18 protein-coding genes are annotated in these 18,562 nt (G+C 66.5%); 3 read left to right on the top strand and 15 right to left on the bottom strand.

The features are described 5' to 3' along the window. The first annotated feature begins 3 nt into the window (after positions 1-3). On the top strand, positions 4-1,896 hold the full coding sequence (locus tag B1H29_RS15765; RefSeq protein ID WP_055418491.1) for a serine/threonine-protein kinase: 1,893 nt from the start codon (positions 4-6) through the stop codon (positions 1,894-1,896). A 10-nt stretch (positions 1,897-1,906) separates the two neighbouring features. On the opposite strand, the gene B1H29_RS15760 is transcribed toward B1H29_RS15765, so the two are convergent. Next, positions 1,907-6,469, bottom strand: coding sequence for an FtsK/SpoIIIE domain-containing protein (locus B1H29_RS15760; RefSeq protein WP_055418490.1), 4,563 nt, complete (start codon positions 6,467-6,469; stop codon positions 1,907-1,909). A 294-nt stretch (positions 6,470-6,763) separates the two neighbouring features. On the opposite strand from B1H29_RS15760, the gene B1H29_RS15755 reads away from it, so the two are divergent. After that, entirely contained in the window at positions 6,764-7,063 is a 300-nt protein-coding gene (locus B1H29_RS15755; RefSeq protein WP_063787499.1) for a WXG100 family type VII secretion target, read from the top strand. Between the two features lie 263 nt (positions 7,064-7,326). On the opposite strand, the gene B1H29_RS15750 is transcribed toward B1H29_RS15755, so the two are convergent. The 6 genes from B1H29_RS15750 to B1H29_RS15725 form a co-directional block, all read right to left on the bottom strand. Continuing rightward, a complete protein-coding gene (locus tag B1H29_RS15750) occupies positions 7,327-7,944 on the bottom strand; it encodes a hypothetical protein (RefSeq protein WP_055418488.1) in 618 nt (205 codons plus the stop codon). A 123-nt stretch (positions 7,945-8,067) separates the two neighbouring features. Then, complete coding sequence (locus B1H29_RS15745; protein ID WP_234393030.1) at positions 8,068-8,613, bottom strand: hypothetical protein; 546 nt, start codon at positions 8,611-8,613, stop codon at positions 8,068-8,070. Beyond that, the gene (locus B1H29_RS15740; RefSeq protein ID WP_055418487.1) at positions 8,603-9,013 is read right to left on the bottom strand and encodes a hypothetical protein; all 411 of its coding nucleotides are present in this window, start codon (positions 9,011-9,013) and stop codon (positions 8,603-8,605) included. The genes B1H29_RS15745 and B1H29_RS15740 overlap by 11 nt, the downstream gene beginning before the upstream one ends. 495 nt (positions 9,014-9,508) lie before the next feature. Beyond that, positions 9,509-9,796 (bottom strand): hypothetical protein, encoded by a 288-nt coding sequence (locus tag B1H29_RS15735; RefSeq protein WP_055418486.1) that lies wholly within the window; start codon positions 9,794-9,796, stop codon positions 9,509-9,511. A 131-nt stretch (positions 9,797-9,927) separates the two neighbouring features. Continuing rightward, positions 9,928-10,965: a hypothetical protein gene (locus tag B1H29_RS15730; RefSeq protein WP_079160245.1), complete on the bottom strand. Its 1,038-nt coding sequence runs from the start codon at positions 10,963-10,965 to the stop codon at positions 9,928-9,930. Then, positions 10,953-11,405: a hypothetical protein gene (locus tag B1H29_RS15725; RefSeq protein WP_234393029.1), complete on the bottom strand. Its 453-nt coding sequence runs from the start codon at positions 11,403-11,405 to the stop codon at positions 10,953-10,955. Before B1H29_RS15725 ends, B1H29_RS15730 begins: the two co-directional genes overlap by 13 nt. 808 nt (positions 11,406-12,213) lie before the next feature. On the opposite strand from B1H29_RS15725, the gene B1H29_RS15715 reads away from it, so the two are divergent. Next, the gene (locus B1H29_RS15715) at positions 12,214-12,411 is read left to right on the top strand and encodes a transposase (protein WP_055418483.1); all 198 of its coding nucleotides are present in this window, start codon (positions 12,214-12,216) and stop codon (positions 12,409-12,411) included. Between the two features lie 129 nt (positions 12,412-12,540). On the opposite strand, the gene B1H29_RS15710 is transcribed toward B1H29_RS15715, so the two are convergent. The 8 genes from B1H29_RS15710 to B1H29_RS15680 form a co-directional block, all read right to left on the bottom strand. After that, positions 12,541-13,134: a hypothetical protein gene (locus B1H29_RS15710; protein WP_055418482.1), complete on the bottom strand. Its 594-nt coding sequence runs from the start codon at positions 13,132-13,134 to the stop codon at positions 12,541-12,543. After that, positions 13,131-13,745 (bottom strand): hypothetical protein, encoded by a 615-nt coding sequence (locus B1H29_RS38125; protein WP_159027827.1) that lies wholly within the window; start codon positions 13,743-13,745, stop codon positions 13,131-13,133. Before B1H29_RS38125 ends, B1H29_RS15710 begins: the two co-directional genes overlap by 4 nt. Before the next feature lie 431 nt (positions 13,746-14,176). Next, entirely contained in the window at positions 14,177-15,511 is a 1,335-nt protein-coding gene (locus B1H29_RS38120) for a putative T7SS-secreted protein (RefSeq protein WP_159027826.1), read from the bottom strand. Beyond that, on the bottom strand, positions 15,508-15,813 hold the full coding sequence (locus B1H29_RS15700) for a WXG100 family type VII secretion target (RefSeq protein WP_055418480.1): 306 nt from the start codon (positions 15,811-15,813) through the stop codon (positions 15,508-15,510). Before B1H29_RS15700 ends, B1H29_RS38120 begins: the two co-directional genes overlap by 4 nt. A gap of 115 nt (positions 15,814-15,928) precedes the next feature. Next, positions 15,929-16,981, bottom strand: coding sequence for a hypothetical protein (locus B1H29_RS15695; protein ID WP_234393027.1), 1,053 nt, complete (start codon positions 16,979-16,981; stop codon positions 15,929-15,931). Then, entirely contained in the window at positions 16,969-17,439 is a 471-nt protein-coding gene (locus B1H29_RS15690; RefSeq protein ID WP_234393026.1) for a hypothetical protein, read from the bottom strand. The genes B1H29_RS15695 and B1H29_RS15690 overlap by 13 nt, the downstream gene beginning before the upstream one ends. 409 nt (positions 17,440-17,848) lie before the next feature. Beyond that, positions 17,849-18,127, bottom strand: coding sequence for a hypothetical protein (locus tag B1H29_RS15685; protein ID WP_159027825.1), 279 nt, complete (start codon positions 18,125-18,127; stop codon positions 17,849-17,851). Continuing rightward, on the bottom strand, positions 18,124-18,420 hold the full coding sequence (locus tag B1H29_RS15680; RefSeq protein ID WP_055418477.1) for a hypothetical protein: 297 nt from the start codon (positions 18,418-18,420) through the stop codon (positions 18,124-18,126). Before B1H29_RS15680 ends, B1H29_RS15685 begins: the two co-directional genes overlap by 4 nt. Between the last annotated feature and the right edge of the window lie 142 nt (positions 18,421-18,562).

Here is an 18,562-nt window from a genome sequence, read left to right as displayed (position 1 = left end):
GCCATGCGGCCGCTCGATGTCGACGAACCCGCCGTCGTGGGGCCCTACCGGCTGCTCGGCCGGCTGGGCTCCGGCGGCATGGGCCGGGTCTACCTCGGCCGCAGCGCGGGCGGCCGCACGGTCGCCGTGAAGATCGTGCACCCGCACTTCGCACTCGACGAGGAGTTCCGGGCCCGGTTCCGGCGCGAGGTGGACGCCGCCCGGCGGGTGGGCGGCTCCTGGACCGCGCCCGTACTGGACGCGGACCCCGAGGCGCGCGTGCCGTGGGTCGCCACCGGGTACGTGGCCGGCCCCTCCCTGACGGCGGCGGTCGCGGACGGCGGCCCGCTGCCGGCCCACTCGGTACGGGCACTCGGCGCGGGTCTCGGCGAGGCGCTGGCGGCGGTGCACGAGCTGGGCCTCGTCCACCGGGACGTGAAGCCGTCCAACGTCCTGCTCACCCTCGACGGACCGCTCCTGATCGACTTCGGCATCGCCCGCGCCGTCGGGGGCACCTCCCGGACCGGGTCCGGGTCCGGGCAAGGCACCGCCTCACTGACCTCGACGGGCGTCTCGATCGGCTCGCCCGGCTACATGTCCCCCGAGCAGATCCTCGGCAAGGGCGTCACGGGCGCGGCCGACGTGTTCTCGCTGGGCGCCGTCCTCGCCTTCGCGGCGATGGGCGCGCCGCCCTTCCCGGGGGACTCCTCGGCGGCCCTCCTCTACAACGTCGTCCACGAGGAGCCGCGGCTCGGCGCCCTGGACGGCGCGACGGACGGGGCGACCGACGGAGGGCTGCGGGACCTGGTGGCGGCGTGCCTGGCGAAGGACCCGGCGGCCCGCCCGACCCCCGGCGAGGTGGCCCGGCGCCTGGCACCCGAGGGCGCGGCACGCCTGGTGGCCGGCGGCTGGCTGCCGGGGGCGCTGGTGGAACGGGTCAGCCGCAGCGCCGTGGAGCTGCTGAACCTGGAGGCGGCCGGGGCGGTGCCGGAGGTGGCGGAGTCGGGGCCGCTGGGGTTCAGCAGGCCGTCGGTCACGTCGGAGGTGGCGGGACCGGAGGTGGCGGCGGGCTTGGAGGTGGCGGCGTCGGGGGTGGCGGGCCCGGGGGTGGCGGGACCGGAGGGAGCGGCGGGCTTGGAGGGCGTGGCGGGCCCGGGGGCGGCGGGCCCGGTGGTGGCGGCGTCGGGTGCGGCGGGGTCGGAAGTACCGGCGTCGGGTGCGGCGGTCGTCCCCACCGCCGGTGCCTTCGGACCGCCCCCGGTGATGCCCCCGTCGCCGGCCCCGCCGGTCCCCGGGCCGAGGGACGGCGACCCCTCGCCGCCGGGCAAGGTCGCCCTGTCCGTCGCGGCGTCCTCCACCCGGGGCGCCGGCGGGCGCGGCCGGCGGCTGAGCTGCACCGTGGCACTCGCGGTGGCCGGGGCGATGGCGGCGGTGACGGTCGGCTCGGTCCTCGTGTTCGACCTGCTGCCGGGCGGCGGGAGCAGCAACAACGCCGACGACGGCGGCCACACCCCGTCGGCGACCGCGCCGTCCGACCCCGGAGCGGGCGGGGAGGCCGAACCCCGCCCCCTCCCCGAGCGCTACGCCGGCACCTGGGAGGGCCAGGCGATCGCCGTCGAGGGCAACCTGCCCCTCGGCACCTTCCGCCTGACCGTCCGCGAGGCCGCGGTCGGCGAGCAACTGGGCACCCTGCGCCACACCGACCTCTTCGGCGGCACCTGCGACGACGTACTGACCCTGAAGAAGGTGACGGAGAAACAGATCGTCGCGAGCGCCGTGGGAGCCGAGGACAACCGCGGCGTCTGCAACCAGGCCCTCCACACCGTCCGCCTCACGCCCGTCGGCGACGACCTCCGGTACGAGTCCGACAGCGAGGACTCGGGGCGGCCCAGGGCGCGGTTGTCGAAGGTCGAGTAGGCACCGCCACTCACCCCGGCACCACGACCGTACGCAGCTCCCCGTCCCCGAGGTGCAGCATGCCCTTGCCCGGGGCGATCTGGCCGCCGACCATGCCGCGGGATACGCGCAGGCCGATGAGGTCGCCGCTGGAGGACTCCTGCGGGCAGAGCAGGATGCCGCGGCGGGCCTTCTTGGCGTCGACCTGCCAGCCGGAGAAACCGCTGCACACGTCCTCCTCGTCACCGGCGATGACGAGGGCGAGGCCGCGTTCGGCACCCCGGGACACGATCTTCTTCATCTGGCTCTCGGCGTCGCAGTCCTCCAGGATCTCGCCGTCGTCGACCAGGACGGCGATCGGCTCCTCCAGGCTCGCCTGGTCGATGAGCTCCTCGAACTCGTCCTCGTCGATGTCGTCCCCGGTGAAGACCTTCAGCACGCCCTCCGCACCGTCCAGTTGACGCAACGGCGACTGACGGGGCGCGGCGACGACGAGGCGGGCGCCCTGCGCGAGGAAGGAGTTCGCGACGTTCATCAGCACCGTGGAACGGCCCGACTTGGCCGGACCCGCGATGACGAACGCCGGTACGCCGTCCGCGAGGTCGGGGCCGAAGCCGACGATCTCGTCGCCGCCGATGCCGACCAGCGCCCACAGCTTGGAACGGGACGCCTCCGGGTCGCGCAGCTCCCACGCCTCGGTGAAGGAGATACGGCTGGGCAGGCTGTCGACGCGGAACGGACGCCGGGCGCGCGGCACATCCGCGTCCCGGGCCGCTGCCGCCTCGCCGATCGCGGTGATCGCCGCCGCCTGCCCCTGACCGGTGGTGTCCTCGGCGAGCAGCGCGAACTGCGTCTCCGTACCGGCCTCGTTGCGGAAGGCGCGGCCCGGCGGGATCTCCTCGGGGACCTTGCGGGTCGGGATGCCGAGCGACGAGAAGTCGCTGCGGTCGGCGAGCCGCAGGCCGTACTTGTCCTCGGTGAGGGTCGCGATCCGGCCGACCAGCAGCGTGCGGTCACCGGTCAGGACCAGGTGGATGCCGATGCTCGCGCCCTCGCGCATCATCGTCTGCAACGCGTCGGTCAGCGAGCCGTGGTCCACCTCGCCAAGGGTGGGTACCCAGCCCTCCCAGCGGTCCAGCAGGACGACGATGTGCGGCAGCCGCTCGTCCTCCTCGACCGCGGCCCGCTGCTCGCCGATGTCGGCGAAGCCCTTGTCGGCCAGGAGGTTCTGGCGGCGGTCCATCTCCCCCTTGAGCCGGTTGACGAGCCGCACCACCCGCTCGGTCTGGTTGCGGCTGACGACCGCGCCGCAGTGCGGCAGCCGGGTCAGCGCGTTGAGGGCGCCGTTGCCGCAGTCGATGCCGTACAGGTGCACGTCGGCGGTGGAGTGGGTGCGGGCCAGCGAGCCCGCGATGGTGCGCAGCACCTGGGACCGGCCGCTGCGCGGGGCGCCGCCGATCATCAGGTGGCCGAAGCTCGCGAAGTCGACCACGACCGGGCGGCGGGCCTGGTCGGAGGGCAGGTCCTCGATGCCGTACGGGGCGGGCGGCAGCTTGCCCGGGGCGGCGTCGGCGAGGGCCGGCATCTCGATCTCGTCCAGCAGCAGAGTCTCGTCCAGCGCCGGCAGCCAGGGGCTGTGCTGGGCGGGGATGCCGAGTGAACGGTTGGCGTCGCGCACCGCGTCGACGAGCACCTTGAGGTCGGTGATCTCGTCGTCCTCGCGGGACTCGGTCTTCGGCTTGGCGAGCGCCGCCCGGCCCAGGTCCTCCCAGCCCAGCGGCCCGACCCAGGGCGCGAGCGCGGCCGGGTCGGCGGCACCGGGCCGACGGCCCCCGACCCGCCCGGACTGGAAGGGAACGAGGGAGGCGTGACCCAGCCGCACGTAGGCGCGGCCCGGGGTGCTCTTGGAAATGTGCCCGGCCTCCGGCGAGTCGATGACGTCGCTCGACTCGCCGCCGTCGGTCACACGCAGCGCGATACGAAGGTTGGTGTTGGCGCGGATCTCGGGCGAGACGACGCCGCTCGGCCGCTGCGTGGCGAGCAGCAGGTGAATGCCGAGGGAGCGCCCTCGCTGGGCGATGTTCACGAGCCCGGTCACGAAGTCGGGCAGGTCCCGCACCATGGACGCGAACTCGTCGATGACGATGAGCAGTCGGGGCACGGGAGCGTGCGAGGGGTCCCGTTTGACGAGGTCCTGATAGTCCTCGATGTCCTTGGCGTCGGCGGCGGCGAGGATGTGCTCGCGCCGCTTCAGCTCGGCGCCCAGCGACTCCAGGGCGCGCTCGACGAGGTGGGCGTCGAGGTCGGTGACCATGCCGACGGTGTGCGGCAGTTTCACGCAGTCCTTGAACGCGGACCCGCCCTTGTAGTCGACGAGGACGAACGTCATGTTCTCCGGCGTGTTCGCGACGGCCAGCGCGGCGACGATCGTCTGGAGAAGCTCGGACTTACCCGAACCGGTCGTACCCGCGATGAGCCCGTGCGGCCCGTCCTTGCGCATGTCGATGCCGAAGGGACCGTCGTACGACTCACCGATGACGGCCATCGTCGACTGCCCGCCCATCCGCCACCGCGCGCTGATCGCGTCGGCCGTCGGCGGCTCCAGTTGCAGCACGTCGAGGAGCCGGCTGGAACCGGGCAGCGCGGAGTCCTCGGTCTCGCCGCTGATGTCCCGCAGCGCGGACAGCGACCGTGTGAGCCGCAGACACCAGGCAGGGGTCACGAAGTCGGGCCGCACGTCCGCGATGCGCTCGGCACCCGCCTCCTCGACCCGCAGCCGCAACTTCTCGGCCCGCGTCCGCTGCTCGGGCTGGGCGGCGGTACCGGTGTGCCAGGCCTGGAAGGACGGAAATCCACCCGCGACCTGCTGAGCCTGCTGCTGCTCGCCCTGCTGCTGCCCCGCCTCCTCGACCTTGGGCTCCGCGACGACGAACGCCTGGCACTCCCCGGGCAGGAACCGCTCCTCGGCGTCGAGGCAGAGCGCGTACATGGACACGGCCGGCCCCTCGCGCAGCAGCCGTACGACCCCCGGCAGGGACCGCAACCGCCGCGACCCGTCCCACACGACGACGATGTCCGGGTCGCTGAAGGTCGCCCCCGGGCCACCCTTCTGCTGGGCGGCCTTCTTGCGCGCGTCGAGGATCTGCGTCAGCTCGCCGATGCGGGCACCGACGGTCTCGGCGTCGGTGCCGATGAGAATGTTGACGTCCTGGCCTCCGGAGGGCCGGGAGTGCGGCAGCCAGCGGACCCAGTCCCACTCGGTCCGGGCGGAGTTCTCGCTGAGCACGTAGAACTGCACGTCCATGGGGCTGTGCAGTGCGGCGGTCTGCGCAACGGCCCATCGCCCGAGGGAACGTGCCGAGTCCCCGGGCCCCGCGATGCCGATGACCCCGAGGCCGCGCAGCGACAGTGCGACGGGAGCGTCCTCGATCTTCCAGGTGACCTGCCGGCGGTGGTCGTCCTGCTCGGGGTCGTCGAGCACGACCTCGGAGGGCAACTGCCCCGTGCCGACCCTCAGCAGCAGATGATCCCGGTCCGTCCGCCGCCGCTCCCACAACCGCGTCCGAGGCCCCGTCCCCACCGACAGCACGACCGCCGGATCGGGGATCGCGTGCCGCCGGTCGTTCCGCTCGGTGACGAGCGCGTCCTGCGCGTCCTTCTCGATCCGCGCCTTCTGCTCCTCGTACTCCTTGACCTGCTTGGCATGGGACTTGCGCCCGTGCTTCTTGTCGTTGAAGTAGTTGGCGAACAGCAAGACGGGACTGAGCGCCGCCATGATCAGGTAGTACCAGCGCCCGAAGACCGCCACGGCGACGACGGCGCCGACGATCGGCGTGAACGCCATCAGCCAGGGCAGCGGCCGGGGTTCGTACTCGCGGGGCGGCGACGGCAGCCGGAAGTTGGTCTGCCGCTCGGGCGGGCGCAGCCGCGGCGGCCGGTTGTAGTCGAGCCCGATGCCGTCCTCGGACCACTTCAGCGCCGCGTTGGGAGGCGAGTACCGGGCGAGTTCGACGAGGGAGTTCCCGACCGCGATCTGCGCGCCGAGCGGCCAGTCGCCCTTGTCCTCCTCGACGGTGGCACCATCGAGGGTGACGCCCTCCTTGTCGGCGTGCACGGCGAACTTGCAAGTGCCGTCGGTGGCCACGGAGAGGGTGAGGGCACGCGCGTCGACCTCGGGATCGTCGATACGGACATACGCGGCGGCCCCGCTGCCGATGTCGTACTTCCCCACCCCCAGCCGGTGCACGAACCCGGCGCCCGGCCCGCCGACGACACGCAACTCCACCAGCCCGCTGGGCTCTCCGGGCAAACACCCCGACGGATCCTGGAGCGAGACGACCGCCCCTTCGCGAAGCGGCGAGCCGATGACGGTGGCCGACGGATCGACGGCGTACCCGTCGACGTAGACGAGGGGCGCGTTGCCCGCGGCCCCCTGCCGCTGCTGCCCGATGGGAATGACCTGCGCGCCGACGACCCCGACCTGCTTGGCCAGCTCCTCGGCGATGTCCCCCACGGTGGACTCAGGATCGGCATCGAGCACGACGTCGGCGGTGCCCCCGCCGAACGGGTCGACGACGGTCAGAGTCAGTCGCACGCTTGTCCTCCCCAAACGGCCCCTGCGGCCGCTTCCGCAACACGGCTCACAGTGCAAGCGACGATATCCGCTGCGTGTCGCGGTGCGGCAACAGGGAGGTGACCGAACGTTCCCGAAGGCAATGCAGGGATGTGACACCACAAGTCACCCCCGTAAGCTGCTGCCTCAAGAGCGGAAGATCACACCGGTCGTTTCATGCGACACCTGCGACCGGTTTGACCGGTGCGCCGGTTCGATCCGCAAACAAGGAGCCACGGGGGTTGGCCCTGCGGCGTTGTGAGAGGAAGCGGCTTCATGGCCAAAGACCTTGACATCACATACCAGGACATGCGGGATGCGGCCAAGCATGTCGTGAAGGAGAAGGAAAAGCTCCAGGAGAAGCTCGACGGCCTCCGCAAGTACATCGCCAACCTGGTCGAGTCGGGCTACGTCACGAAGTCCTCCTCGAAGGCTTTCGACGAGAACTTCGACGAGTTCACCAAGGGCGCCAAGACCACCCTCGACGGCCTCGACGGCATGGGCGACTACCTGACCATGGCCGCCGACAAGTTCGAGCAGATCGACGAGGAACTGGCGAAGCAGGCGCGGGGCTAGTAGGGCCGGCGCGAACTGGGCAAGTGGTGGTGCGGCGGGGTGCGTACCCCGCCGCACCATGCCCAGTGCGGGGACGGGAAAGATCGACCTGGCGATGAACGATGAGGAAGGGGGCTGGCTCACGGCCTGGGCCGCCGACACCGTAGCCTCTCAGCCCTTGGTCGTCAGCGCCTTCCCGAAACGGCCCGTTGTGTCTACGACGGACGGGTAGTGGGCACCGAATGCGACACCGGCGGCCTGCCAGGCAGTGCCCGCTGCCGCCCTCAGGGAACGAACACGGCCAACGAACGGGCCAACTCTTCTACATCCTCGGCAGCAGTGAGGACGCGAGCGACATCCTCCGTCGCCGTCCAGATCACCACGTCCGCTCCGTGCTGCTCCACCTGCCACGCATAGCGCACACAGGCGGCCAGGTGTGGCGAGTTCTCCTGGGTGACGTACCGGAACGTGCTCATGCCCTCCCCGAGATGAGGGGAGTCAAAGGCTCTCACGACGGGCGGCTCTACGGCCGTGGTGTCGTTCGCCTCGGTGAGTGCGCGCAGGGTCGCCTCGCGTGGCTTTCGGGCCGGACCGATTGCCGCGCACACGGGCAATGGGATATCCGTCGGGTGGTCGAGGTGCAGGAACAGCCAGTGATCCGAGCCAGGAGGGCAGAATGCCTCGGCGCAGCGCGCCAGCGTCTCTCCAACGAAGGCTGATCCGTTAGGCCCGGGGGCCAGTTCACGGTCCGCCCACAGATCCTCGGCCCGTTCCAGACACCATGCATGGATGTCGTCCCACTCCTCGAAAGGGGCAGATGTTCCCGCTCGCGGTGGGATGATCACCCAGGGATATGCGTCGACGTACTCGATGTCGATAACCGGCCAGAACGCTTCGCTCATCCATGCCTCCAGCGAAACGTGGCCATGACCGCATCGAACCATTCGACGAGGGCTTCCGCCAGTTCGTCTCTCGGGTCTCCTCCTCCGACTGTCGAGAACGCGGCCACGAACCATCGGTCGGGATCACCGGGGACGGAGACGATGTACTCGACGCGGCGAGAGGCTGCCACTGCCCCCCCGGTCCGGAGCCGCCGCAGCGACGTGTTCCCGCCGTACGGCGAGTGCGCCGTCCACCTCGCCGGAACTGAGGTCGGCGTTCTCGGCTCCGTCCCTGGTCAACAGCTGAACGGCTATCTCGCTGGGAGGCGTCCGAGACCCGTGTGGGCCGCGTGTCGGCACCACGGTCTCGGTCACGAGGATCGAGGCCCCGAGGTTGAACTCCTCATCACTCACCGGTTTGACCGGTAGGTACAGGTCGAGGCCATCGTGTTCCTGAGCCCCGGCCACGGCCTTGCGGAACCGCCGGGCGAGCTCCTGCTTGTACGGGCCGATCTTGTCTGAAGGGGCGTCTGCGGGTATGCGTGAGTACGCGTCCTGCAAGATCCGCTCAACTGCTTCCTGCGTGCCACTGCGCAGAGGGATCTGTGCCCACTGGGAGGGGATGAGGAGGCGGTATCCCGTGGCCCTTGGGCCTTCCTGGCCCACAGCCGCCCTCTGCTCAGCTGCCATGGAGGGGCTCCTTGCGGTTGAGAAGGTACATCGTCACCAGGCCGCCGATACCAGCGACCACGGATAGCCACAGAATGACCTTGTCCTGCACGGCCGCGAACGCCAGGCCGTAGACGAGGTAGAAGGTGAGTGCGATGCGTAGGATGGTCTGCTCGCCGGAGAGCGCGGCCCGGTCGGCCGGTCGACGTGCCAGCACGATGAGCAAGACAGGAGTCACGGAAGCCAGGGCCCATTCCCATGTGGGCATCGGCAGCCACTGCTCTCCGAACATCTCCTCGGAGAAGGGTGTGGCCAGGAGACGGAAGACGCTTAGCAAGAAGACGATCTTCACGCCTGCGACGCCGTACTGCAGCCAGGCAACCGTGCGGCTGGTCCCCCCTGAGTCGCGGGTTTCGGTCATCGGAGAGTCTCCCTCACCATTGCGAGCCGACGGGCGCGGTCATCCGGTCCTTCATCCTGCTGTATCCGTCGTTCGTGAGGGAATCCGCGCTCTTGTCCGCAGCGTCGAGCCCTGTGGAAGCAGCCCAGGAACCCTGAATCGCGTCCTTGTGGCGCTGGGCCTGGCTGGCGTTGGACGCCAGTGTGGGGTTGTCGGGATAGGCGTCGCGCCACTTCGGTACCGGTCTTCCGCCAAGTCGAGTTTGCGTCCCAGTCCGCGAGCGTCCTCAGCCAACTTCTCGGCGTATTTGCCCTTAAGATTGTCGGCGTCCGCCATCGCGGTGAGTGACTTCGCCTGAGTCCGCAAGTATTCGGCAATCTTCTTCATATGCGTGACTTGGTCTCGGACACCGCTCGGATCACCGGGCACCGGATCGCTCTCGCGCAGCGGGTGCCAGTCTTTGGGCCTCGCCATCAATTCCCCTGAGTCAGCAGTACGGTACGTCAATCGGCATGGCTACTTGTTCTTTTTGCCGGTCTTGGCCAACTCGTCGTCAAGGCTCTTGAACGCATCGCGCGTCCCTTCGACCATCTTTCCGACTTCCTCCAACGACTCGACCAAGCGCTTGCGGTTGTCGTCCCAGTTGTCGATAAAGTCCGTCATGGCGCTCCGGAGCTCGGAAGCGCCCACAACCGAGGTGATGTCGTCTTTCCACTCACCGAGATCCTTGAACTCGGTGCGAATCGCGTTGAGCTGCTTCGCGGAGGTTTTCAGGAGGTCGAAGTCGACAGTCAAGTCCGACATGCGGATCAGTCCAGTCTGTGATGGCCGGAATCGAAATTCCGTTCGTCAAGAGCGTGCCCTATGGTCAAGGATTCTCCGCAATCTAGCGGCACCGAGAGCGGTGATGTGGCTCGAGGGGCGGAGAAAGACTGTTACCTATTTACCGCCTGGATCTCCTGCACTGTCACCGCCTGATCGTTGCCGAAGGTGCCGTCGGGGAGCGTTCCGGTCTCGCCGGTGGAGCTCTCCCACGCGATTTCCCAAGTGACGGTTGCCTTGAGGTCGTAGGTGCCTTCACCGGAGGACCGGAGGTATGTGACACCGCAGGGCGGGGTCTCGTCGGACTTGCCCTTGGCGTAGGGCTCACCGACTGTTCCCTCGGCGCTGATGGTGCACTCGCCGGAGGCGGGGAACATGGTGGCGTCCGCGGTTCCCGGTTCCAGTTTCAGCGAGACGGGCTTGGCCGTCGTGGTGGCAGAGAGGTTCCAACCGCCCACGTTGAGAGACGCGGTGACGGATACCTCGTGGAAGTCGGCCTTGTCCAGCCAGGCCCAGGTGGGAAGGTTGACCTTTGTGGCCTCTGCGGGTGCGAGAGTGACCTCGGTGTCGGGGACCTGGAGCCGGTTGTACGCGAGCATCGCCAGAGTCTCGCTGTCGAGGGCACCCTCAACAGGCGGATCGTCGCCGTTGTCGACCCAGAAGTCGGCTTGGCTGCACGCCAGGTAGTCATCCCCCTCAAGACGCTCCCAGTCGTAGACCGTCCCCCAGAACATGCCTTCGCCGGACTTTTCCTTGTTGAAGTCCTTGTAGGGCTTGCCTTCGATGTAGCGGGACTTCTCGGCGGCGTAGCCCTGCGCCGCACCGCTGAAGTGTCCGACGTTCCAGCGCTGCTCGAAGTCCTTCTCGTACTCCTCGGGCGTCCACTTCGGCTCGTACCAACAGGCAGGCGGGTCGTAGTCGCCGACAGCGGTCAGAGCACCGGTCGACTCGCCGGTCCCGTTCCTGGAGGTGTTGAAGGTGACCTGCGAAGTGATGTCCCGCCCGCTTGAACCGCTGCTGGTGTCGGCCTCCCCCCGAGATCCGCCGAAGCCGGTCTCCGCGTGCGCCGGCCCCATGGGGAGCAAGGCGGCGCTGGCGAACAGCACGGCTCCGGGCAGCGCCAGCCTTCTGGGCGACTTTACGGAATACATTTCTCGTTCCCCCGCTTGGAAATGACCTTACTTGTGACCCAGATCCCCTTGGAGTTCTGCTCAAGACGGCTGACGTAGTACACGTAGGAGTTGTCGGAGGGGGCGCTGCGGTCGACCTTGTTCGTCTTCCGGAACTTGTTGAATGCCTTGCTCTCGTCCGCGCAGAGTGTGACCGCTGCCGTGGCTTTGCCGGACAGGTCCACGGTTGGCGCGTAGTAGCGCGTGGTGCCGGTGATCGTCGCATCGTGGTCCACGAAGGTCTGTACCCACTTCGCAGCTCCCGCCAGTGCCTCGCCCTTGTAGTAGAAGCTGAGAGCAGGTGACTCGGTCTCTCCGTCCGTGATGGCCCGGGTAACCGCGGTCATCGAGTGTCCCGCGTCGGCGAGCACGGCGTCCTTGGTGGCGTCGCCGGTCTCCCAGTCCTCGAAGACTTCCTTCACGTCATCAGGCAAGGAGAGATCAGGGCGGCTGACGTCGGCCGATGCGCTCGGTGAGGCAGGCGCCGATGCCGACGATTCGCCTGTGTCTGCTCCGGCGATCTTGTCTGTGTCGCTGGACTCTCCCTCCCCGCTGCCGCAGGCCGTCAAGAGCAGTGCTGCCGTCGCGACAACGGGCAAAGAGCGGCGCTTCACAGTGGACTCCCCGTGGGACAAAGGTTCAGTCAAGAGCACAGACGCTAGCGGTGGGGTTGCTGATTTCGCCAGAGCGAACTGTCCGAGCAGCTTGGACATGTCGGGCGTACGTTCTCATTTCTGCGCTGTGCTGTGTCCTGATCGTGTTCCAGCGGGTGACGGGCCGACAGCGGCCCCGGGCGCGTTGGGGAGTGCTGCGTCCGGGGCCGTCGTGGGAGGAGGGTTGTCCTTCTCCATCGCCGTGCTGTGCACCTCGGGCACGTGCAGGGCGGGTTCGTCGGCGGGCAGGGAATCGGTTCGGTGGGTGGCCCGTCGGTCCGGATGCGACGGCGGGCGGCGGATTCCAGTAGTTCCAGCACGTCGGTCATGGGCGGGTAGTGCTCGGCGCACTCAGGGCACGCATAGACGTTGGAGCCGGGGCCCGTGGCGGCGTGTACCTCGTGGACCAGGATCGGTTCGTCGGTGGTGTGCCGGCAGCGGGCGCACATCCGCAGGGGAGGCCGTCGGGTGAGCCTTCCCTCGTAGTGTGGGGTCCGTGACTGCTCGGGAAGTTGAGAGTCATGGCGGAGAAGCGTCGGGTGTTCACGACTGAGTTTCGCGAGGGGCTGTACGGATCGTGGCGGAGACCGGGAAGCCGCTCCCCGAGGTCGCGCGAGACTTGGAGATCAACGAGACGACGCTGGCGAGCTGGGTGTCGCGTGCCAAGCGGGCTGGCAACGGCTGGGGTGAGAGCGAGGCCGAGGAGCTCGCCCGGCTGCGGCGGAAGGTCGCGCAGATCGACGAGGAATTGGCGAAGCAGCCGCGGGGCTCGTAGCGCCGGCGCGAGTTGGGCGAGTGACGGTGCGGCGGGGCGAGCGGCGAGCGCGCGTCCTGCCGCACCGGTGGCTGGCAGGATGAGGTGGGTTGATGCAATCCGCGGCGCAGCCGGTTGTCAGTACGTCACTCACTCCGGGTTGGGATTGAGCCAGATACTGCGGGCGAAGTCATCGAAGATGTCCATGTTGAGACCCAGCCAGCCGAGTTCATCCGTCACTGTGCGCACGGATGCGTAGATCTGAAGCTCCTCCGACCACCAACCGTAGTTCAGCGAGACACCAAGGCCGGCGTCATCGCTGAAGTAGCGTAGACAGCGCAGGCCTTCACCGATCCGGTCCGAGTCGAATGCGGTGACATCCGGGGGGCGAACCGACCCCTCTTCGGTCGCCTGGACGAGTGTCCTGAGGTCGGACTCTCGGCCCGCACCCTCTCCCTGCATCAGGAGAGCATAGAAAGGTTGCGGGACTCTACGAGGATCACCTCCATACAGGAACACTTGGTGTGCCGGGATCCGGGGGTGCGGGTGAGCTTCGATCAACTGCCGGAAGCGATCAGTCAGTACAGCGCGGTTGGGGTTGCGCCACCATTTCCGGTGGCGTTGATAAACGATGTCCGCACACCTGGCGGCCCACTCGTCGATTTCCGTCCGCTGCTGCTCCGTCCAGTGGAGCGGCATCAGGAACCACTCGGTGGGGTCTGCCTCAGTCTCGAAGAAAATCACTCGTAGCTCCAGCGGAATGTCATCATCACGGCATCGAAAAGTTCAACCAGGGCTGACGAGTAATCGCTGTCGGGCTTTCCGTCGCCAACTGTACTGAAGGTGATCGCCAGCCATCGAGGAAGCGGCCTTCCGGGGACAGACAACACATACTCAACTCGTCGGGACGAGAAGGGAATCTCCGAACCTTCCTGAGGATGAACGACCCTTTCCATTCGTATGCCTGACGAGCCGTCGACTTCGACTGCCTCGCTAGTGCTGTTATCTGCCGCCAGAGCTGCGAAGATGTGGTCTGTTTGAATTCCACTCCCGACGTCACCTGTCACAGGAGTCGGTTCAGTGACGACGAAAGATGCTGGAATGACAGTATCGTGAACGCGTTCCGTGGGCAGGTAGAGTATCAAACCATTTGCGCGCGCAGCCTTTCTGGCAGCCTTCCTGAGCTGTTTGAAGAGCTCCATTCGAACCTTGCTTATGTCATCTTTCGCTAGGTCGTCGGGGAGTTGCCTGATGGAGCGGTCTACCACAGCCAGGATCGAGTCGTCCAAGAACTCTTCCTGCAGCCTGATTTTGTCCCAACCAGGTGGTAGGACGAGATTGAACCCAACGGGCATTTGCGGCACTGTTCGACTCTGTTCAGTCACGCCTGAGCCTCTCTGTGAGCCATGCACCGAAAGTAAGTAGCGGAATCAGCGGTGCAATGAAGACTCCGGGCCATATGCCCGTTACCCAAGCGGCCAGAAAAAGCGCCGGTGAGTAAATGAAGACTTCTGTGAGGCCAGATGGACGCCGGGTGGGGCGAGGATGCCTGTAGAAGATGCAGAGCAATGTGAGAATTGCTGCGGCCACGATCGACCGTTGAATCAAATAGACGGTGTCTCTGGCGGAATCGGGCATGACCGAGGCTGCCATGACTAGAAAGATTGAGCTCGTACCCGTGATAAGACACAACCTGGCCAGAGCAGTAGGCCCCTCGCCGAGACGTCCGACCTCTCGACTTTGCTGGGTAAAATTCATGGCGTCTCTTCTCTGATTGAGCACTACATCACCAGTGAGTGTCCTCTGGCAACTTACCGGTTTCTCCCTTGAAGTCCTCGTACGACTGGTTATAAGGCTTGGTTGGAAAAACAGGACTCTCGCCGAGGGTCTTGTCTGTCACATCTGCGGTGGCACCGACCACCGCACTCCCCACGGCGACCCTGTAGTACGTGTCGGACTTCCCGGCGGCTGCGGCTGCGTCGGAGAACGTCGAGGTGTTCTGACGGATGTTCGTGACGATTGCGCGGGCGTCAGGACTCCCGAACCCTAGATTTTCGAGTGCGGTGGGGCGGACTGGCGCTTCGTCGGCTACGCGGCCGGCGTGCCGCGACATGTCTTTACGAAGTCGATTAAGGTGCCCCCGCGCGGCTTCTCTCGCGTTGTCGTCTGCAGCCGTCGCTATACGACGTGTGAGCTCGTCGCGTGTGGCTCGGTTCGTTCTCAATAGTCCCTTGAGTCGATCCTTCCGCTGCACCTTCGACGCAGACTTGACTGCTTGGTTGGCCGTCTTCAGTTTGGTCAACATTTTTGCTCCGGCGGCGAAGGCTACCAAGCCGACGCAATCCATCAGCACCTCTGTCATGCTGGCTTCGCCCGCGAAGAACAGAATCAGTCGGGATGCTGCGATAAAGATGGACAGCCCAAGGGCAATAGCTCCGAGAGCAGGACCAATGATTGGGATCCATACGAGGAAGGGTGCCAACGTGCCCAATGCGGAAGCTACCCACCCAAGGGCATCGAGTACCCATTTTATTTTGTCGATGTTGTCATGAATCAAGCCTTTGAAGTCATCCCAAAAGCTGTCCTCGATGATATCGGAAATCTCGTCGCGGATCTGTTTTGCATAGTGTCCCGCTCGGCTGTCCCGGTCACCTGTGATTCCGTTGAGCTGATTGCGGTATTTCTGCAGTGGATCCTCTGGATCGCTATCCGCGCGCTTGGAAGAGTCGTCACCGCGAGCATCCTTCTTGCTCTTCTCGGCTTCTACTTCTTCCTGTTCCTTCTTCGCATTGGTCAAGACCTTGTCGGCCGTACCCTGGAATTCTTCCAGTTCGTTGGCCCAATTGGTCAGGTGGACGTGGACGCGCTCGTAGCGACTGGCGACTTCCCTGAGGTGCTTCTCCAGCACCTCGGACTCGTCGCGCAACTTTCCCGCATACTTTCCTTTGAGCTCGTCGTCATCCTTAATGTCACGAAGTCGGCCTGCCTGGTCCCTTAGTGAGGATGCCACATTCTTCATGTGTGTTACTTCGTCGCGGATTTCTGCTGGATCCCCTGGCACCGGATCAGTTTCCGCGAGCGGGTGCCAGTCCCGAGGGCGAGGCTTTGAGGAGGCGCTCACTTGCCCTTCCTCGCCTTCTTCAGTTCCTTCGCGAGCGCGGCGTCGGCGCCGGTGAACCCGTCGATGGTATTGGTAACGAGCTTCCCGACGCTTTCGAGGCTCTCGATCATCCGCGTGCGGTAGTCATCCCAGTTGTCGACGAAGTCACCCATGGCGTCGCTGATCTCGCCGCTGCCCCAGTGGGGGCGCATGTCGTCTTTCCTGTCGTTGATGTCCTGAAGTACCTTCTTGATCTTGCGCAGGTTGGTGTCCGATTCAACGAGGATATCGACATTGACAATGAGATCTGAGTCGCCTGCCATGATCGCTTACTGGTCTCCTGTGGACGTAACGAGGGTGGTAGTGCTGGGGTGGTGTGCGATGTCAGCGTTTGACAGCCTGAATCTTCTGGACGTCACAAGGATGGTGGTCTACTGTTTAGCGGTTGACGGACTGGATCTCCTGGACGATGACCGCCTGGTCGTTGCCGAAGGTGCCGTCGGGTAGGTCGCCTCCCGCGCCGCCCGTGCCGGTCCAGGCGATTTCCCAAGTGACTGTCGCCTGGAGTTCGAAGGAGCCGTCTCCAGAGGAACGGAGGTACTTGATGCCGCAGGGTGGGGTCTGGTCGGCCTTGCCCTGGGAGTAAGGCTCGCCGATCGAGCCGCCATCGTTGATCGCGCATTCGCCGGAAGCCGGGTAGGTTTCCGCGTCTTCGGTGCCCGGCTCCAACTTCAGGGACACCGGCGTCGCGGTGGTGGTGGCCTGGATGTTCACAGCGCCCGCGTCAAGTGACGCTGTGACCGACACCTTGTCGAACTTTGCCTTGTCGAGCCAGGCCCAGGTGGGGAGGTTGACCTTGGTGGCCTCGGCAGGGGCGAGGTCGACTTCGGTGGTCGGCAGTTGAATGCGGTTGTAGGCCAATTCGGCGAGTACCTCCGGAGTGACCGCGTTTTCAACCGGCGGAGCGGCGCCGTTCTCCGCCCAGAAGGGGTCCTCGTCGCAAACTTGAGCCTCCGGTTCCATCCAACGGTCCTCGTCTCGGACGGCAACCCACCAGTTGCCCTCGTCCTTCTGGTCAAGGTTGTAGTTCTTGTACTTACCGTCTTTGTATTTTTCCCGAGTCTTGCCCGCACTTGTCTTGGCGTAGCTGTGCTGACCAGGGGTATTGACGGTAGTTTTGTACATGTTTTCTATGTACTCAGCGAACTCCTGGGCGGACCGTGGTTCATACCAGCAGGCAGGTGGTGTCCAGTTTCCGACGGGAGCCAGGCTTCCCGAGTCGGAGCTGCTACCACCGTTGGTGGAACCGCGGAACGTGATCCGCGACTCCAACGTCTTACCGCTGTTTGAGCCTTCCTGTTCTACCTGGGCGCCTTCATTGCCATCGCCAAGACTCACGTCGGCATACACGGGCGGGACGATGAGGGTGGTGCATGCGATGGCGAGGCCAGCGGCAGGGAGCCAGCGGCGGGCAGGAGTTACGGTGCGCATGTGTCGTTACCCCTCTCGGAGTTCAGCACGGCGGTCTGCCACACGCCCTTCTCGTTCTTCTCCATGCGGGTGGAGTAGAGGAGGTAAGAGTCATCGGTGACCGGGGTCTTCTCCGCCTCACCGGTCTTCCGGTCCTTGACGAACGCCTTGCCTTCGAAGGAGCAGTACGTCAGCGTCGCCTTGCCGTCGGCGTACACGTCGACGGTCGGCTTGAAGTAGCGGGTCTCGCCCGTCATCGACTTCTTGGCTTTTACGAACTCCTGGACCCAGTCAGCAGCGCCCAGCAGGGCGTCCCCCTTGTAGTAGAAGCCGAGCGCGGGCTCGTCCGGCTCCGCCTGGGTGATGGCGTAGGTCAGCGCATCGACGCGGCGCGATGTGTCGGCCAGGACCGCGTCCTTCGTGGCGTCTCCGGTCTTCCAGCCCTCGAAGACGTTCGCGACGTCCTTCGGCAATGTCACCTTCGGATGCTGAGCCGTGTCGCTGGGGCGCGTGGCCGGCGTAGCCGACTCTTGTTCGCTTCCAGCGTCGGCCCCGGCGATCTCGTCGTTGGCCTTCGAGGCGTCATCCGAACTGCCACAGGCCGTCAGCAGTAGTACCGCTGCCGCGGCGAGCGCGGCGGCAACGGGCAAAGAGCGGCGCTTCACAGTGGACTCCCCGTGGGACAAAGGTGCAGTCAAGAGCACAGACGCTAGCGGTGGGGTTGCTGGTTTCGCCAGAGCGAACTGTCCCAACAGCTTGGGCATTTCGGGCGTTCGCTGGCATTCCCGCAATGTGCTGTGTCCTGATCGTGTCCCAGCGGGCGACGGGCTGGAAGCGGCCCCGGGCACGCTGGGGAGTGTTGCGTCCGGAGCCGCTGGGGGGCCTTCTCTATAGCCGTGCTGTGCACCTCGGGCACGCGCACGGCGGGTTCGTCGACGAGCAGGGGATCGGTTCGGTGAGCGGCCCGCCGGTGTGGGCGCGACGGCGGGCGGCGGAGTCCAGTAGTTCCAGCACGTCGGTCATGGGCGGGTAGTGCTCCGCGCACTCAGGGCACGCGTAGACGTTGAAGCCGGGGCCCGTGGCGGCGTGGACCTCGTGGACCAGGACCGGTTCGTCGGTGGTGCGCCGGCAGCGGGCGCACATCCGCAGGGGAGGCCGCCCGGTCATCGGGTTGCCGCCGGGACCCGTACGCCGTGGATGTGCCTCGGGCCGACGTCGACGCCGAGGGTGGCCGGGTGTGCGGCGCGGCGGCGTTCGCGTTGGTGGCGGCGTTCGGCGGGGTCCAGGACGTAGGGGCGTACGAGGCGGGACGCGTTGCCGTCGAGGATCTCGGTGAAGCGGGGCGGGGGTGCCGGGATGAAACGCAGGGGCGGCGCGGTGCCGAGGCGGTGACGGCCCCGGGGGTTGGGTGTGCAGATGCTCAGCATCCAGGCGAGGAGGCGGGCGGTAAGGTCCAGCATGTTGGCGCTCCTTTGCAGCGTCGGCCATGCCCCGGGACGGCTTGCCTCCGTCGCCGGGGTCTTCTGCGATCAGCGTACATTGCTGCGCATGTCAGTGCATAGCAGTACGCAGCAATGCGCCTATTGCTGCAGCTCAGAGCTG

The sequence above is a fragment of the Streptomyces pactum genome, from assembly GCF_002005225.1.
In the GTDB taxonomy this organism is placed as follows: domain Bacteria; phylum Actinomycetota; class Actinomycetes; order Streptomycetales; family Streptomycetaceae; genus Streptomyces; species Streptomyces pactum_A.
The sequence above is the reverse complement of the archived record's forward strand: the minus strand, read 5'-3'. Positions and strand labels throughout refer to the sequence as shown.

Bases quoted from the DNA above. Each gene is read 5' to 3' on its own strand.
- B1H29_RS15740 (WP_055418487.1), bottom strand. From the start codon at position 9,013: ATGACCGAAACCCGCGACTCAGGGGGGACCAGCCGCACGGTTGCCTGG.
- B1H29_RS15680 (WP_055418477.1), bottom strand. From the start codon at position 18,420: ATGCTGGACCTTACCGCCCGCCTCCTCGCCTGGATGCTGAGCATCTGC.
- B1H29_RS38125 (WP_159027827.1), bottom strand. From the start codon at position 13,745: ATGCCCGTTGGGTTCAATCTCGTCCTACCACCTGGTTGGGACAAAATC.
- B1H29_RS15745 (WP_234393030.1), bottom strand. From the start codon at position 8,613: ATGGCAGCTGAGCAGAGGGCGGCTGTGGGCCAGGAAGGCCCAAGGGCC.
- B1H29_RS15700 (WP_055418480.1), bottom strand. From the start codon at position 15,813: ATGGCAGGCGACTCAGATCTCATTGTCAATGTCGATATCCTCGTTGAA.
- B1H29_RS15750 (WP_055418488.1), bottom strand. From the start codon at position 7,944: ATGAGCGAAGCGTTCTGGCCGGTTATCGACATCGAGTACGTCGACGCA.
- B1H29_RS15735 (WP_055418486.1), bottom strand. From the start codon at position 9,796: ATGTCGGACTTGACTGTCGACTTCGACCTCCTGAAAACCTCCGCGAAG.
- B1H29_RS15730 (WP_079160245.1), bottom strand. From the start codon at position 10,965: ATGTATTCCGTAAAGTCGCCCAGAAGGCTGGCGCTGCCCGGAGCCGTG.
- B1H29_RS15695 (WP_234393027.1), bottom strand. From the start codon at position 16,981: ATGCGCACCGTAACTCCTGCCCGCCGCTGGCTCCCTGCCGCTGGCCTC.
- B1H29_RS15765 (WP_055418491.1), top strand. From the start codon at position 4: ATGCGGCCGCTCGATGTCGACGAACCCGCCGTCGTGGGGCCCTACCGG.
- B1H29_RS15755 (WP_063787499.1), top strand. From the start codon at position 6,764: ATGGCCAAAGACCTTGACATCACATACCAGGACATGCGGGATGCGGCC.
- B1H29_RS15685 (WP_159027825.1), bottom strand. From the start codon at position 18,127: ATGACCGGGCGGCCTCCCCTGCGGATGTGCGCCCGCTGCCGGCGCACC.